Annotated in this window: 14 protein-coding genes; 5 read left to right on the top strand and 9 right to left on the bottom strand. The window is 71.9% G+C overall.

Translation table 11 applies throughout. The features are described 5' to 3' along the window. Positions 1-258 precede the first annotated feature (258 nt). Together ABZ576_RS18265 and ABZ576_RS18260 are read right to left on the bottom strand one after the other, a co-directional pair. The gene (locus ABZ576_RS18265) at positions 259-1,728 is read right to left on the bottom strand and encodes an NAD(P)H-hydrate dehydratase (RefSeq protein WP_360741286.1); all 1,470 of its coding nucleotides are present in this window, start codon (positions 1,726-1,728) and stop codon (positions 259-261) included. Between the two features lie 85 nt (positions 1,729-1,813). Then, positions 1,814-2,185, bottom strand: coding sequence for a holo-ACP synthase (locus ABZ576_RS18260; RefSeq protein WP_360741284.1), 372 nt, complete (start codon positions 2,183-2,185; stop codon positions 1,814-1,816). 64 nt (positions 2,186-2,249) lie between these two features. Here ABZ576_RS18260 and ABZ576_RS18255 point away from each other — a divergent pair, with 64 nt between their 5' ends. Both ABZ576_RS18255 and ABZ576_RS18250 read left to right on the top strand, forming a co-directional pair. After that, on the top strand, positions 2,250-3,032 hold the full coding sequence (locus ABZ576_RS18255) for an SDR family oxidoreductase (RefSeq protein WP_360741282.1): 783 nt from the start codon (positions 2,250-2,252) through the stop codon (positions 3,030-3,032). A gap of 114 nt (positions 3,033-3,146) precedes the next feature. Further along, positions 3,147-3,497 carry a hypothetical protein gene (locus tag ABZ576_RS18250; protein ID WP_360741280.1) on the top strand — a complete coding sequence of 117 codons (351 nt, stop codon included), beginning with the start codon at positions 3,147-3,149 and terminating at the stop codon, positions 3,495-3,497. 61 nt (positions 3,498-3,558) lie between these two features. Here ABZ576_RS18250 and glmS read toward each other — a convergent pair whose 3' ends face one another. After that, the gene (gene glmS, locus ABZ576_RS18245; RefSeq protein ID WP_360741278.1) at positions 3,559-5,406 is read right to left on the bottom strand and encodes a glutamine--fructose-6-phosphate transaminase (isomerizing); all 1,848 of its coding nucleotides are present in this window, start codon (positions 5,404-5,406) and stop codon (positions 3,559-3,561) included. A gap of 153 nt (positions 5,407-5,559) precedes the next feature. Between glmS and coaA the strand changes: the two genes are divergently transcribed. Then, entirely contained in the window at positions 5,560-6,549 is a 990-nt protein-coding gene (gene coaA, locus ABZ576_RS18240) for a type I pantothenate kinase (protein ID WP_360741276.1), read from the top strand. Positions 6,550-6,571: 22 nt separating this feature from the next. After that, on the top strand, positions 6,572-7,522 hold the full coding sequence (locus ABZ576_RS18235; RefSeq protein WP_360741274.1) for a DUF389 domain-containing protein: 951 nt from the start codon (positions 6,572-6,574) through the stop codon (positions 7,520-7,522). Between the two features lie 73 nt (positions 7,523-7,595). Here ABZ576_RS18235 and glmM read toward each other — a convergent pair whose 3' ends face one another. From glmM to rplM, 3 genes are all read right to left on the bottom strand, one after another. Next, positions 7,596-8,954, bottom strand: coding sequence for a phosphoglucosamine mutase (glmM, locus tag ABZ576_RS18230; protein WP_360741272.1), 1,359 nt, complete (start codon positions 8,952-8,954; stop codon positions 7,596-7,598). A 179-nt stretch (positions 8,955-9,133) separates the two neighbouring features. Then, positions 9,134-9,646 (bottom strand): 30S ribosomal protein S9, encoded by a 513-nt coding sequence (gene rpsI, locus ABZ576_RS18225; RefSeq protein ID WP_103812805.1) that lies wholly within the window; start codon positions 9,644-9,646, stop codon positions 9,134-9,136. Positions 9,647-9,688: 42 nt separating this feature from the next. Beyond that, entirely contained in the window at positions 9,689-10,132 is a 444-nt protein-coding gene (gene rplM / locus ABZ576_RS18220; protein ID WP_030345455.1) for a 50S ribosomal protein L13, read from the bottom strand. Between the two features lie 268 nt (positions 10,133-10,400). On the opposite strand from rplM, the gene ABZ576_RS18215 reads away from it, so the two are divergent. Beyond that, positions 10,401-11,273, top strand: coding sequence for a hypothetical protein (locus ABZ576_RS18215; protein ID WP_360741270.1), 873 nt, complete (start codon positions 10,401-10,403; stop codon positions 11,271-11,273). 126 nt (positions 11,274-11,399) lie between these two features. Here ABZ576_RS18215 and truA read toward each other — a convergent pair whose 3' ends face one another. The 3 genes from truA to ABZ576_RS18200 form a co-directional block, all read right to left on the bottom strand. Beyond that, positions 11,400-12,263: a tRNA pseudouridine(38-40) synthase TruA gene (gene truA, locus ABZ576_RS18210; protein ID WP_360741268.1), complete on the bottom strand. Its 864-nt coding sequence runs from the start codon at positions 12,261-12,263 to the stop codon at positions 11,400-11,402. A gap of 92 nt (positions 12,264-12,355) precedes the next feature. Then, complete coding sequence (gene rplQ / locus ABZ576_RS18205; RefSeq protein ID WP_360741266.1) at positions 12,356-12,850, bottom strand: 50S ribosomal protein L17; 495 nt, start codon at positions 12,848-12,850, stop codon at positions 12,356-12,358. A 182-nt stretch (positions 12,851-13,032) separates the two neighbouring features. Beyond that, positions 13,033-14,055 carry a DNA-directed RNA polymerase subunit alpha gene (locus ABZ576_RS18200; protein ID WP_003966937.1) on the bottom strand — a complete coding sequence of 341 codons (1,023 nt, stop codon included), beginning with the start codon at positions 14,053-14,055 and terminating at the stop codon, positions 13,033-13,035. Positions 14,056-14,068 lie beyond the last annotated feature (13 nt).

Raw genomic sequence — 14,068 nt, 5'->3', positions numbered from 1 at the left:
CAAACGCGGGGCGCCGGGGTGAACGGGGTGCCGCGCGGCCGGGTCACCCGGGGAGCGGACGGCCGGTGGGCCGGGGGGCGGAGCGGCGGCGAGCACCCGGACACGACGTACCGGCCGGGCCACAGTCACCGGGCACCGGGCACCGGGCACCGGCCGGACCTCGATCGCCCGGGCCGTCCCCGCCACGCCGTACGCGTCACGCCGGGCACCGCTACGCCGTTCCGCGTCACGCCCGTACGCCCGGCCACGCCGTGACCGTCACCCCCGTACGTCCCGCCACGCCTCCCCGATCCGTGACGCCACGTCATGTGCGCCCACCGGCGCCCCGGCGGCCGCGAACCGCCCCGCCAGCCCGTGCAGGTACGCGGCCGCGCTCCCCGCGTCCACCGGTTCGAGCCCCGCCGCCAGCAGGGACCCGGCGAGCCCGGACAGCACGTCACCGCTGCCCGCCGTGGCCAGCCACGGCGTCCCGGTGGCGTTCACCCGCACCGTGGTGCCCGCGAAACCGGCGACCAGCGTGGTCGAGCCCTTCAGCAGCACCGTCGCCCGGTACGCCGCCGCCAGCTCCCGCACCGCGGCCAGCCGGGCCCCCTCGACCTCCTCCCGCCGCACCCCCAGCAACGCGGCGGCCTCCCCGGCGTGCGGAGTCATCAGCGTCGGCGCCGTACGGCCGCGCACCGCGTCCCGCCGGGCCAGCCGCAGCCCGTCCGCGTCGAGCAGTACCGGCACGTCCGTCTCCAGCACCTCGGCGACGGTCACCGCGTCGTCCCCGGCGCCCGGACCGACCACCCAGGCCTGCACCCGCCCGGCCTTCGCCGGACCGGCGTCGGAGACCAGCGTCTCGGGGAAGCGGGCGATGACCGCCTCCGCGGCCGGCCCGACGTAGCGCACGGCACCCGCCCCGCCCCGCAGCGCCCCCGACACGGCGAGCACCGCGGCCCCCGGGTAGCGCGCCGACCCCGCGGCGATCCCGACGACCCCCCGCCGGTACTTGTCGCTCTCCGCCACGGGCTCGGGCAGCAGCCGTGCCACGTCGGCGTGCTGGAGTGCCTCCAGCACGGCCGTCCCGGCCGGCGGCTCCAGACCGATGTCGACCAGCCGTACGACCCCGGCGTACTCCCGGGCCGGATCGACGAGCAGTCCCGGCTTGTAGGTGCCGAAGGTGACGGTCAGGTCGGCCCGCAGCGCGGCCCCCCGTACTTCGCCGGTGTCGGCGTCGACACCGCTGGGCAGGTCCACGGCCACGACGGCGGCCCGGGAGGCGGCCACCAGCCCGGCGAGCCGCTCGGCATCCGGGCGCAGCCCGCCCCTGCCCCCGATGCCGACGATCCCGTCCACGACCAGGTCGGCGCGCCGGATCAGCTCCCCGGCACGGTCGGCGGAGCCGGCCGGACCCGCGGCGGCAGACGGCTCCGCGGCGACGGCCGTGCCGCCCGCCCGGCGCAGCGCCCGCAGCCCACCGCCGTGGACGCGTTCGGGCGTCAGCAGCAGGGCCGTCACCCCGGCACCGCGCCGGGCCAGCCGGGCCCCGGCGTAGAGGGCGTCGCCGCCGTTGTCCCCGCTGCCGACGAGCAGCACCACCCGGCTGCCGTAGACCCGTCCGAGCAGTTCGGCGCAGGCGGCGGCCAGCCCGGCGGCGGCCCGCTGCATCAGCGCGCCCTCCGGCAGCCGCGCCATCAACGCCCGCTCGGACGCCCTTACCGTCTCCACGCTGTACGCAGTACGCATGCGGTCGAGTCTCCCCCCGAACCGCGACCCCACGCACCCCGTTCGCCCGGCGGGGCCCGCCGCTCGCCGGCCGCCGCCGGGAGGCTCAGCCCTCGGCGACCACCACGGCCGAGGCGACGCCCGCGTCGTGACTGAGCGACACGTGCCAGGACCGCACGCCCAGCTCCGCGGCGCGCGCGGCCACCGTCCCCTTCACCCGCAGCCGCGGCTGCCCGCTGTCCTCCACGTACACCTCGGCATCGGTCCACTGGAGTCCCGGGGGCGCCCCCAGCGCCTTCGCCAGCGCCTCCTTGGCGGCGAACCGGGCCGCCAGCGAGGCGATGCCCCGCCGGTCCCCGCTGGGCAGCAGCAGCTCGTGCTCCACGAACAGGCGGTCGGCCAGCCCGGGCGTCCGCTCCAGGGAGACCCGGAACCGGTCGATCTCGGCGACGTCGATGCCCACCCCGATGATGCTCATGCCGAGCACCCTACGACCCCGGGAAGCGCCGGTCGGGTGACGCCACGTCGCCTACGCTGCCGGTATGACCTCCTCATCCGCCTATCTCTCCGGCCTCTTCTCACTGGACGGCCGCGTCGCGCTGGTCACCGGGGGCAGTTCCGGCATCGGGCGGGCCGTCGCCGGGGCGCTGGCGCGGGCCGGTGCGCGCGTGGTGGTCGTGGCCCGCCGGAAGGAGGAACTGAGCGCGACGGTCGCGGAGTTGGCGGCCGAGGGCTGCCGGGCCGCCTGGGTGAGCGGGGACCTGGGCACCCGTGACGGGGTGCGGGCGGCGGCCGAGGAGGCGGCCGCCGTGTTCGGGGAGCCCGACATCCTCGTCAACTCCGCCGGCGTCAACCTGCGGCCGCCGCTGGGCGAGTTGGGCGAGGACGTGTGGGACACCACCATGGCGGTGAACCTGGAGGCCCCCTTCCTGCTGGGACAGCGGTTCGGGCCCGGCATGGCCGAGCGGGGCTTCGGCCGGATCATCCACATCACCTCCCAGCAGGCGCACCGCGCCTTCGTGCAGAGCGGCGCCTACGGCGTGTCCAAGGGGGCCCTGGAGTCCCTGGCCCGCTCCCAGGCCGAGGCGTGGTCTCCGCACGGCGTCACCTGCAACACCCTCGTCCCGGGCTTCGTGATGACCCCGCTCAACGCGCGGCTGTCGTCCGACCCCGAGCGGGTGGCGGCCCTGGCCGCGCGCACGATGACCGGGCGCAACGGCCTCGCCGAGGACTTCGCGGGCGCGGCGGTCTTCCTCGCGAGCCGCGCCTCCGCCTACGTCACGGGCCAGTCGCTGCACGTGGACGGCGGCTTCTCCGTCCACTGACCACCGGCCCCCGGCCGCCCCGGGATCACCCGGCCCCCCGCCGAGCCGTAGTCTTCCGCCTGACCGGTGCCCCGTCGCGACGGGGCACCTTGCACGTAACGGGAGGACACAGCTGTGAAGTCGAAGTCTCTGGGCACCGTGCTCACCACCGCGGCCCTGATCGGTACGGCCCTGACCGGCGCCGTCGCCACCGCCGGCACCGCCTCCGCGGCGTCCCTGCCGCAGGACTGCAGCAAGGCGATCATCAACGTGAAGGCCAAGGAGACCGTCAACGTCCGCACCTCGCCGAAGACGACCGCCACGGCCGTCGGCATCTGGGGCAAGGGCAAGAAGGGCGCGGTCTGCAACGACGGCAAGGCCTACAAGGGCGGTTCGTACACGGCCTGCGGCAAGAAGAGCAACCTCTGGTACTACGGCGGCGACAAGAAGACCGGCTGGGTCCCGAAGACCTGCATCAACTGGTAGCCGGCCGGCCGCGCGAGGGGGGACGGCGTCCGGCCGTCCCCCCTCCCTTTTCACGCCCCTATCACTCCACCGTCACCGACTTCGCCAGGTTCCGCGGCTGGTCCACCTCGTTGCCCCGGGCCGTCGCCAGCTCGCAGGCGAAGACCTGGAGCGGCACCGTCGCCACCAGGGGCTGGAGCAGGGTCGGGGTCGCCGGGATGCGGATGAGGTGGTCGGCGTAGGGCACGACCGTCTCGTCACCCTCCTCCGCGATCACGATCGTGCGCGCACCGCGTGCCCGGATCTCCTGGATGTTGGAGACGATCTTGTCGTGCAGCACCGACCGGCCGCGCGGGGACGGTACGACGACGACCACCGGCAGGTCCTCCTCGATCAGCGCGATCGGACCGTGCTTCAGCTCCCCCGCGGCGAAGCCCTCGGCGTGCATGTACGCCAGTTCCTTCAGCTTCAGCGCGCCTTCCAGAGCCACCGGGTAGCCCACGTGCCGGCCGAGGAACAGCACCGTGTTCTTCGACGCCAGCGTCCGTGCCAGCGCCCGCACCGGCTCCATGGTCTCCAGCACCCGCTCGACCTCCACGGAGATCCGCGACAGGTCCTTGATGACCACCTGGATCTCGTCGCCCCACTTGGTGCCGCGGACCTGGCCCAGGTACAGGGCGACCAGGTAGCAGGCGACCAGCTGGGTGAGGAACGCCTTGGTGGAGGCGACGGCGACCTCGGGCCCGGCGTGCGTGTACAGCACCGCGTCCGACTCGCGGGGGATCGTCGAGCCGTTGGTGTTGCAGATCGCCAGCACCTTGGAACCCTGCTCCCGGGCGTGCCGCAGCGCCATGAGGGTGTCCATGGTCTCGCCGGACTGGGAAATGGCGATCACCAGCGACCGGCCGTCCAGGATCGGGTCGCGGTAGCGGAACTCGCTGGCCAGCTCCACTTCGCAGGGGATCCGCGTCCAGTGCTCGATGGCGTACTTGGCGATCAGGCCCGCGTGGAAGGCCGTACCGCAGGCGACGATGACGACCTTGTCGATCTCGCGCAGCTCGGAGGGGCTGATCCGCACCTCGTCCAGGGTCAGCGAGCCGGAGGGGTCGATGCGCCCGAGCAGGGTGTCGGCGACCGCCTTGGGCTGTTCGGCGATCTCCTTGAGCATGAAGTAGTCGTAGCCGCCCTTCTCGGCGGCGGAGGCGTCCCAGTCCACGTGGTACGAGCGGACCTCGGCGGGGCTGCCGTCGAAGCCCGTCACCGTCACGCCGTCGCGGCGCAGCTCCACCACCTGGTCCTGGCCCAGCTCGATCGCCGAGCGGGTGTGGGCGATGAACGCGGCGACGTCGGAGGCGAGGAACGCCTCCCCCTCCCCGACCCCCACCACCAGCGGCGAGTTCCGGCGCGCCCCGACCACCACGTCGGGCTCGTCGGCGTGCACCGCGACCAGCGTGAACGCGCCCTCCAGCCGGCGGCACACCAGGCGCATCGCCTCGGCGAGGTCGGCGCAGGAGGAGAACTCCTCGGCCAGCAGGTGGGCGACGACCTCCGTGTCCGTCTCGGAGGTCAGCTCGTGCCCCCGCTCGGCCAGTTCCGCGCGCAGGACCGCGAAGTTCTCGATGATGCCGTTGTGGACCACCGCGACCCGGCCGGCGTTGTCCAGGTGCGGGTGCGCGTTGGCGTCCGTGGGACCACCGTGCGTGGCCCAGCGGGTGTGGCCGATGCCGGTCGTGCCCGTCGGCAGCGGCCGTTCGACCAGTTCCTTCTCCAGGTTGACCAGCTTCCCGGCCTTCTTCGCCGCGGCCAGCCCGCCGTCCGCCGGCACGGCGACGCCGGCCGAGTCGTACCCGCGGTACTCCAGCCGCTTCAGCCCGGCCATCACGACCTCGAGCGCCGACTGCGACCCTACGTATCCCACGATTCCGCACATGAGCGGCAGCCTACGGGCCACAGCCGGTCGGAAACCGCTGCCGCCTGCCCGGAATCGGAAATTACCACCGTCGTACGCAGCCCCCGGCGGGCCGGGCGTCACGCGTGACGGACCCCACCCGCCGAGCCGTTCAAACTCCGTTAACAATGGACTGTGATCTCACCGGTCTCCTCGATGCCCCGGAGCGCCCACCGGCACAGGCCGGAGGCGACTCCCTACGTCGATCTCACCCGTGCCGAGTGGAGCGCGCTGCGCGACAAGACGCCGCTGCCGCTCACCGCCGAGGAGGTGGAGAAGCTCCGCGGCCTCGGTGACGTCATCGACCTGGACGAGGTGCGGGACATCTACCTCCCGCTCTCCCGGCTCCTCAATCTCTACGTCGGCGCCACCGACGGCCTCAGGGGGGCGCTGAACACCTTCCTCGGCGAAGGGGGCTCCCAGTCCGGCACCCCGTTCGTCATAGGCGTCGCCGGTTCCGTGGCCGTGGGCAAGTCCACGGTCGCCCGCCTCCTCCAGGCCCTGCTCTCCCGCTGGCCCGAGCACCCGCGCGTGGAACTGGTCACGACGGACGGCTTCCTGCTGCCCACCCGGGAGCTGGAGGCCCGTGGCCTGATGTCGCGCAAGGGCTTCCCCGAGTCCTACGACCGCCGGGCCCTGACCCGTTTCGTCGCCGACATCAAGGCCGGCAAGGGCGAGGTGTCGGCGCCCGTCTACTCCCACCTCATCTACGACATCGTGCCGGGCGAGAAGCTCACCGTCCGCCGCCCGGACATCCTGATCGTGGAGGGCCTGAACGTCCTCCAGCCCGCCCTGCCCGGCAAGGACGGCCGCACCCGGGTCGGTCTCGCCGACTACTTCGACTTCAGCGTGTACGTCGACGCCAGTGCCGACGACATCGAGAGCTGGTACCTCAGCCGCTTCCGCAAGCTGCGCCGGACGGCCTTCCAGAACCCGAACTCCTACTTCCGCAAGTACACCCAGGTCTCCGAGGACGAGGCCCTGGACTACGCCCGCACACTGTGGCGGACCATCAACAAGCCGAACCTGGTCGAGAACATCGCGCCCACCCGCGGCCGCGCCACGCTCATCCTGCGCAAGGGTCCCGACCACAAGGTGCAGCGCCTGCGGCTGCGCAAGCTGTAGCCGCCCCTGTTAGATGGGCGCCATGCTGCATCTGCGCCTGATCACACCGGCGGAGCGGACCGACGAGGTGGTCCGGCTGATCGAGAAGACGGTCGGCACCACCCACCTCGTCGTCCTGCCCGGCGCCGCCCGCGACCCTGCCGGAGACCTCGTCCTGTGCGACGTGGCCCGCGAAGCCGGTGACGAACTCATCAGCGGCCTGCGTCACCTGGGCCTGGACGAGACCGGGTCGATCGCCGTCGACGACATCGGCCTGTCCCTGTCCCGGCGCGCCGACAAGGCCGAGGAGGACGCGCCGGGCGAGGGCGCGGACGCGGTGCTGTGGGAGGGCCTGACCGAGGCCACCCACGAGGAGTCCACGCTCTCGGTCACCTACGTCGCCTTCATCACCCTGGCCACGATGATCGCGGCCTGCGGTGTCGTCCTGGACAACGCCATCCTGATCGTGGGCGCGATGGCGGTCGGACCGGAGTTCGGCCCGCTGGCGGGCATCTGCACGGCCCTGGTGCGGCGCCATCCGCGCCTGGCGTGGCGCTCACTGGTCGCGTTGCTGGTGGGCTTCGCGCTGGCGATGGCCGTGACGGTCGGCTTCACCCTGTTCATGGACGGCCTGGGGCTGTTCCACCGCTCGGCCCTGGAGGGCGAGCGCCCCAACACGGCGTTCGTGTACGCCCCCGACGCCTTCTCGCTCATCGTGGCGGTCCTGGCCGGCATCGCCGGCACCCTGTCCCTGACCTCCGCCAAGTCGGGCGCGCTGGTGGGCGTCGCGATCTCGGTGACCACGGTCCCGGCCGCGGCCAACGCGGCGGTCGCCCTCGCCTACGGCGACACCAACCAGACCGTCGGCTCGGTCGAGCAGCTGCTGCTGAACCTGCTGGGCATCATCCTGGCGGGCACGCTGACGCTGCTGGCCCAGAAGTTCTTCTGGAAGCGGCACGGGCAGCGCGCCCAGGGGGCCGGGAGCCCGGGATGACCGGTGAGCCCCCCCAGGAGCGCGGGAACCGCGCGGGGAAGCCCCCCCGCGGTTCCCCGGCCCGGTTCCGGCCCTATCCCAGCGCGGACTTGACGGCGTCCGCCAGCCGCCCGGCCACCGCCCGGGCCTGGTCGATGTCCGCGGCCTCGACCATCACCCGGACCAGCGGCTCGGTCCCGGAGGGCCGCAGCAGCACCCGCCCGGTCGACCCCAGCTCCTTCTCCGCCTCGGCGACCGCGGCGGCGAGGTCCGCGGAGGTCTTCACCCGGGACCTGTCCACATCGGGCACGTTGATCAGCACCTGCGGCAGCCGCTCCATCACGGAGGCCAGCTCGCGCAGGGTGCGCCCGGTCTCGGCGACCCGGGCCGCCAGCAGCAGCCCGGTCAGCGTTCCGTCACCGGTGGTCGCGTGGTCGAGGATGATGACGTGCCCGGACTGCTCGCCGCCGAGGGCGTAGCCGTGCTCCTTCATCTCCTCCAGGACGTACCGGTCGCCGACGGCGGTCTGCACCAGCCGGATGCCCGCCCGCTCCATCGCCAGCTTGAAGCCGAGGTTGGACATCACGGTGGCGACCACGGTGTCGGACCGCAGCTCGGAGCGCTCCCGCAGGGACAGCGCGAGCACGGAGAGGATCTGGTCGCCGTCGACCTCCTCGCCGGTGTGGTCGACGGCCAGGCAGCGGTCGGCGTCCCCGTCGTGCGCGATGCCGAGGTCCGCGCCGTGCTCGACGACCGCGGCCTTCAGCTTCTCCAGGTGGGTCGAGCCGCACCCGTCGTTGATGTTGAGCCCGTCGGGCTCCGCGCCGATCGTGACGACCTGGGCGCCGGCCCGGGTGAACGCCTCCGGCGAGACCCCCGAGGCCGCGCCGTGCGCTTCGTCCAGGACGATCTTCAGCCCGTCCAGCCGGTTGGGGAGCACCGAGAGCAGGTGGGCGACGTAGCTCTCGAAGCCCTCCTCGTACGAGCGGACCCGGCCCACGCCGGCGCCCTTGGGACGCTCCCACGGTTCGCCGTGCCGGTGCGACTCGTACACCGCCTCGATCCTGTCCTCCAGCTCGTCGGCGAGTTTGTGGCCGCCGCGGGCGAAGAACTTGATGCCGTTGTCCGGCATGGCGTTGTGGCTGGCGGACAGCATCACACCGAGGTCGGCGCCGAGCGCGCCGGTGAGATGGGCCACCGCGGGCGTCGGCAGCACGCCGACGCACAGGACGTCCACACCGGCGCTGGCCAGGCCGGCGACCACCGCGGCCTCCAGGAACTCCCCGGACGCGCGCGGGTCCCGCCCGACCACCGCCGTCGGCTTGTGGCCCTCGAAGGTGCCCGCCTCGGCCAGCACGTGCGCCGCGGCGACGGAGAGGCCGAGCGCCATCTCGGCCGTCAGATCCGCGTTGGCGACACCGCGCACGCCGTCCGTGCCGAAGAGTCGTCCCACTTGTCCTCCTGAGGAAGCGTCCTTGCTGCCGGGAATGATGGCAGACGCCATGCGATCCGATCACACAAGCCTTTGAGCGTCTTGTGTCGTTATACGCCCTTGGCCGGGATAAACGAACGCCCCGGCGGCACATGTGGCGTGCCGCCGGGGCGTTCGGAGTACGAGCAGGCAGCTGCTGGTTAGCGCTTGCTGTACTGCGGGGCCTTGCGGGCCTTCTTCAGACCGGCCTTCTTGCGCTCGACCGCGCGGTCGTCGCGCTTGAGGAAGCCGGCCTTCTTCAGCGGGCCGCGGTTGTTGTCGACGTCGGCCTCGTTCAGCGCACGGGCGACACCGAGACGGAGCGCACCGGCCTGACCGGAGACACCGCCACCGGCGATGCGGGCGATGACGTCGTAACGGCCCTCGAGCTCGAGCACCTTGAAGGGCTCGTTGACTTCCTGCTGGTGCACCTTGTTCGGGAAGTAGTCCTCGAGGGTGCGGCCGTTGATCTTCCACTTGCCGGTGCCCGGAACGATCCGGACGCGGGCGATGGCGTTCTTGCGGCGGCCCAGGCCGGCGGCCGGCTGCGGCTCGCCGAAGCGGGAGGCCAGGGACTCCGAGGTGTACTCGCCCTCGACGGGGACCTCGGACTCGGTGGTGTAGCTGTCGATGTCAAGCTCTTCGAGCGGCTGCTCGGCAGTGGTCTCGGCCACGATTCTCCTCAGATTCTCTTCAGTCTTAGGGGGTGGCCGGACTTACTGCGCGACCTGGGTGATCTCGAACGGCACCGGCTGCTGGGCAGCGTGCGGGTGCTGGTCACCCTTGTAGACCTTCAGCTTCGAGAGCATCTGACGGCCCAGAGTGTTCTTGGGGAGCATGCCCTTGACGGCCTTCTCGATGGCCTTCTCGGGGTTCTTGTCGAGCAGCTCGTCGTAGCGGACGGAGCGCAGACCACCCGGGTAGCCGGAGTGGCGGTACGCCATCTTCTGGGTCCGCTTGTTGCCGGACAGGTGCACCTTGTCGGCGTTGATGATGATGACGAAGTCACCAGCGTCGACGTGCGGCGCGTAGATCGGCTTGTGCTTGCCCCGCAGGAGGGTCGCAGCGGTGGTGGCGAGACGGCCCAGGACAACGTCCTGAGCGTCGATGACGTGCCACTGGCGCGTCACATCGCCGGGCTTGGGGCTGTACGTACGCACGGTTCGTAGCCTTCGCTTCGAGTGAATGGTCCTAAACAAGGTCACCGAAACGATCACGACAGCCTTGACCCACGGCGGCGACGCATACCGCGTACGTGGGGTCGCTGGTCATCGGCCCGGTGGACCGGTGTAAGGGCCCGTCCCGTGAGAATGAGCAAGCCAATACACAACGAAGAAGTAGGTTACCGGGCGGCCCCCGGACGGGTCAAAACGGAGCGGGCCGACAGACGGACCCCGCACCACGCGCCCCCCGTCTAAGATGCGCCCCATGAGTTACGGGCAGGGGGGACCCCAGTCTCAGTGGGATCCCTGGAAACCGCATTCCCAGCAGCCGTGGAACAGCGGAGCCGACGACGGGAGCCCGGACTGGGCCGCGCTCGCCGAGGCCTCCGAGACACGGAACAAGCGCCGCAAGCTGCTGTTCATAGCCGGCGGCGGACTCGCCACGGTCGCGATAGGCACCGCGGTGGCGATGGCCGTCGTCTCCGCGAACGGCGGTGACCCGCAGGCCGGCCCCGGCAACCTGCCCGCCAGCGCCTCCATCCCCGGGTCCGCCACCGCGACGCCGTCCTTCGCGCCGACCAGCGCGCCGCCGCCGCTGGACCCGAAGGACTTCATCTCCAGCGCCAAGAAGGACACCGCCCCCCTCGGCCCGGGCACCCTCTTCCCGGACGCCCGGCTGACCCTGGGCGAGACGGTGTACGAGAAGGGCGCCACCGCCGACACCACCGCGTGCGCCACGGCGGCCAGCGGCACCCTGCCCAAGATCCTCACCGACAACGGCTGCACCCGCCTCATGCGGGTGACCTACACCAACGGCGGCATCGGGGTCACCGTGGGCGTCGCCGTCTTCGACAACGCGGCGCAGGCGGCGAAGGCCAAGGCCCAGACCGACGACCGCAGCATCGTGCGCTCGCTGTTCGGCAAGGACGTCAAGCCGTTCTGCGACGGGGCCTTCTGCCGCTCGACGAGGAACGCCTACGGCCGCTACGCCTACTTCACCATCGCCGGCTTCTTCAGCGGCAAGGACGTGACGAAGAAGGACGACAAGGTCTTCGGCTCCGGCGACGACCTGGCCCAGTTCACCGTCAACCAGATCCACCGCCGCGGTCAGGCCCAGGCCTCGGCCGCCGCCCGGTAGCGGAGCCGTACCGCTTGAGGAGCGCTGCCGCTGCGGAGCCGTACCGCTGCGGCCCGGGCCCGCGGCCGCACCGCCGGGGGCTCCCGGGCCGCGCGGGCGGCCGGGGCGGACGCGGGAGGGCCGCGTCTAACAGGTCGCGCAGCCCGCCCTGCCGGGGAGCGAGCGCTTGTTCCGCGCCTCCTTGTTCCGGGCCGCCAGCAGCTCGTCGGCCGGGTAACCGACCTCCTCCAGGGTCAGCCCGTGCGGTCGTACGACGTGCACGGCGGAGTCGCGCACCCCGGCGGCCAGCACCTTCCCGGGCCACTGCGGCCCGCGGTGCCCGTCACCGACGAACAGCAGCGCGCCGATCAGCGAGCGCACCATGTTGTGGCAGAACGCGTCCGCGCGGACGGTCGCGGTGATGATCCCGTCGTCCCCGCGCACCAGGCTGAGCTCCTGGAGCGTACGGATGGTGGTCGCGCCCTCCCGCCGCTTGCAGTAGGCGGCGAAGTCGTGCTCGCCGAGCAGGGCCCGGGCCGCCTCGTTCATGGCGTCCACGTCGAGCGGCCAGTCGTGCCACAGGACGTGGTTGCGCAGGATGGGGTCGACACCGCCGGGGTTGTCGGTGACCCGGTAGGCGTACCGGCGCCAGACGGCGGAGAAACGGGCGTTGAACCCGCTCGGCGCCGGCCTGAGGGCCCACACCCGCACGTCCTTCGGCAGCCGCCCGGCGAGCCGCTTCAGCAGCTTCTGGTTGTGCTCGCGCCAGACCTCCTCGGGCAGGTCGACGTGGGCCACCTGCCCGCGCGCGTGCACCCCGGCGTCGGTCCGTCCGGCGACGGTCAGCTCGTACGTCTCCCGGGACCGCGTCACCGTGCGCAGGGCGTCCTCGATCTCGCCCTGCACGGTCCGCTTGCCGCCGGCCTGCTTGGCCCAGCCGTGGAAGTCGGTGCCGTCGTAGGAGACGTCGAGGCGGACACGGACGTACCCGGGCTGTACTTCGTCACTCACGCAGAAATCCTCTCAGGGCCGTGCCCTCGCGAAGGGACGCGAAAGCGGGCCCGCCCCGAAGGGCGGACCCGCTTCCCGCGTCAGGCAGAGCCTCAGGCGTCCTTCGACTCCTCGGCAGCGGCCTCCTCGGCCGGCGCCTCGGTGGTCTCCGCGGCCTTGGCCTCCTCGGCCTCCTTGACCGCACGCTTGGTGGCGGCCTCGGCCTCGCCCACGGCGTTCTGCTGCACCGTCAGCGCCTCGACCAGCTCGATGACGGCCATGGGCGCGTTGTCGCCACGGCGGTTACCGATCTTGGTGATGCGGGTGTAACCACCCGGACGGTTCTCGTACCGCGGGCCGATCTCGGTGAAGAGCGTGTGGACGACGCTCTTGTCCGTGATGACCTGGAGCACCTGACGGCGGTTGTGAAGGTCGCCCTTCTTCGCCTTGGTGATCAGACGCTCGGCGTACGGCCGCAGACGGCGGGCCTTCGCCTCGGTGGTGGTGATACGGCCGTGCTCGAAGAGGCTCTTCGCCAGGTTGGCGAGGAGCAGCTTCTCGTGCGCGGCGCTGCCGCCCAGACGGGCACCCTTGGTGGGCTTCGGCATGGTGTTTCTCCTCAGTGTCTGCCCCGGCCGTGTCAGGTACCGGAGTCAGTATCCGAGCAGGCGGTTACCTGTCGGAGATCCGGGAGCCGCCCCGAGGGGAAGCTCCCGGAAAGGGGCGCGGGGAACTGCGCGACAAGCCGCAGCGCACCCGCACCCGAAATCGGACCGTCGGTCCCGAGCCCTCAGTACTGCTCGGTCTCGACGAACCCGGCGTCCGCGTCGTCGTCGGCGCCGAAGGCGTCCGCGGCCGCGGTCGGGTCGAATCCGGGCGGGCTGTCCTTGAGGGCCAGGCCCATGCCGGCCAGCTTCGCCTTGACCTCGTCGATCGACTTCGCACCGAAGTTGCGGATGTCGAGCAGGTCGGCCTCGGAGCGCGCGACCAGCTCACCCACGGAGTGGATGCCCTCGCGCTTGAGGCAGTTGTAGGAGCGGACGGTCAGCTCGAGCTCCTCGATCGGGAGCGCGAGGTCGGCCGCCAGCGCCGCGTCCGTCGGGGACGGACCCATGTCGATGCCCTCGGCGTCGATGTTCAGCTCGCGGGCGAGACCGAACAGCTCGACCAGGGTCTTGCCGGCGGAGGCCATGGCGTCACGCGGACGCATCGCCTGCTTGGTCTCGACGTCGACGATCAGCTTGTCGAAGTCGGTGCGCTGCTCGACACGGGTGGCCTCGACCTTGTACGTGACCTTGAGCACCGGCGAGTAGATGGAGTCGACCGGGATACGGCCGATCTCCTGGCCCACCTGCTTGTTCTGCACGGCGGAGACGTAGCCGCGACCGCGCTCGACGGTCAGCTCCATCTCCAGCTTGCCCTTGCCGTTGAGCGTGGCGAGGACCAGGTCGGGGTTGTGCACCTCGACACCGGCCGGGGGCGCGATGTCGGCGGCGGTGACCAGACCCGGGCCCTGCTTGCGCAGGTACATCACGACCGGCTCGTCGTGCTCCGAGGAGACGACCAGCTGCTTGATGTTGAGGATCAGGTCGGTGACGTCCTCCTTGACGCCCGGCACGGTGGTGAACTCGTGCAGCACGCCGTCGATCCGGATGCTGGTGACAGCGGCGCCGGGGATCGAGGACAGGAGGGTGCGGCGGAGGGAGTTGCCGAGGGTGTAGCCGAAGCCCGGCTCCAGCGGCTCGATCACGAACCGGGAGCGGAACTCGTCGACGACCTCTTCGGTCAACGAGGGACGCTGAGCGATCAGCATGTGTGGATCAGAT

It is taken from the genome of Streptomyces sp. NPDC013455 (assembly GCF_040632975.1).
GTDB lineage: Bacteria > Actinomycetota > Actinomycetes > Streptomycetales > Streptomycetaceae > Streptomyces.
The sequence above is the reverse complement of the archived record's forward strand: the minus strand, read 5'-3'. Positions and strand labels throughout refer to the sequence as shown.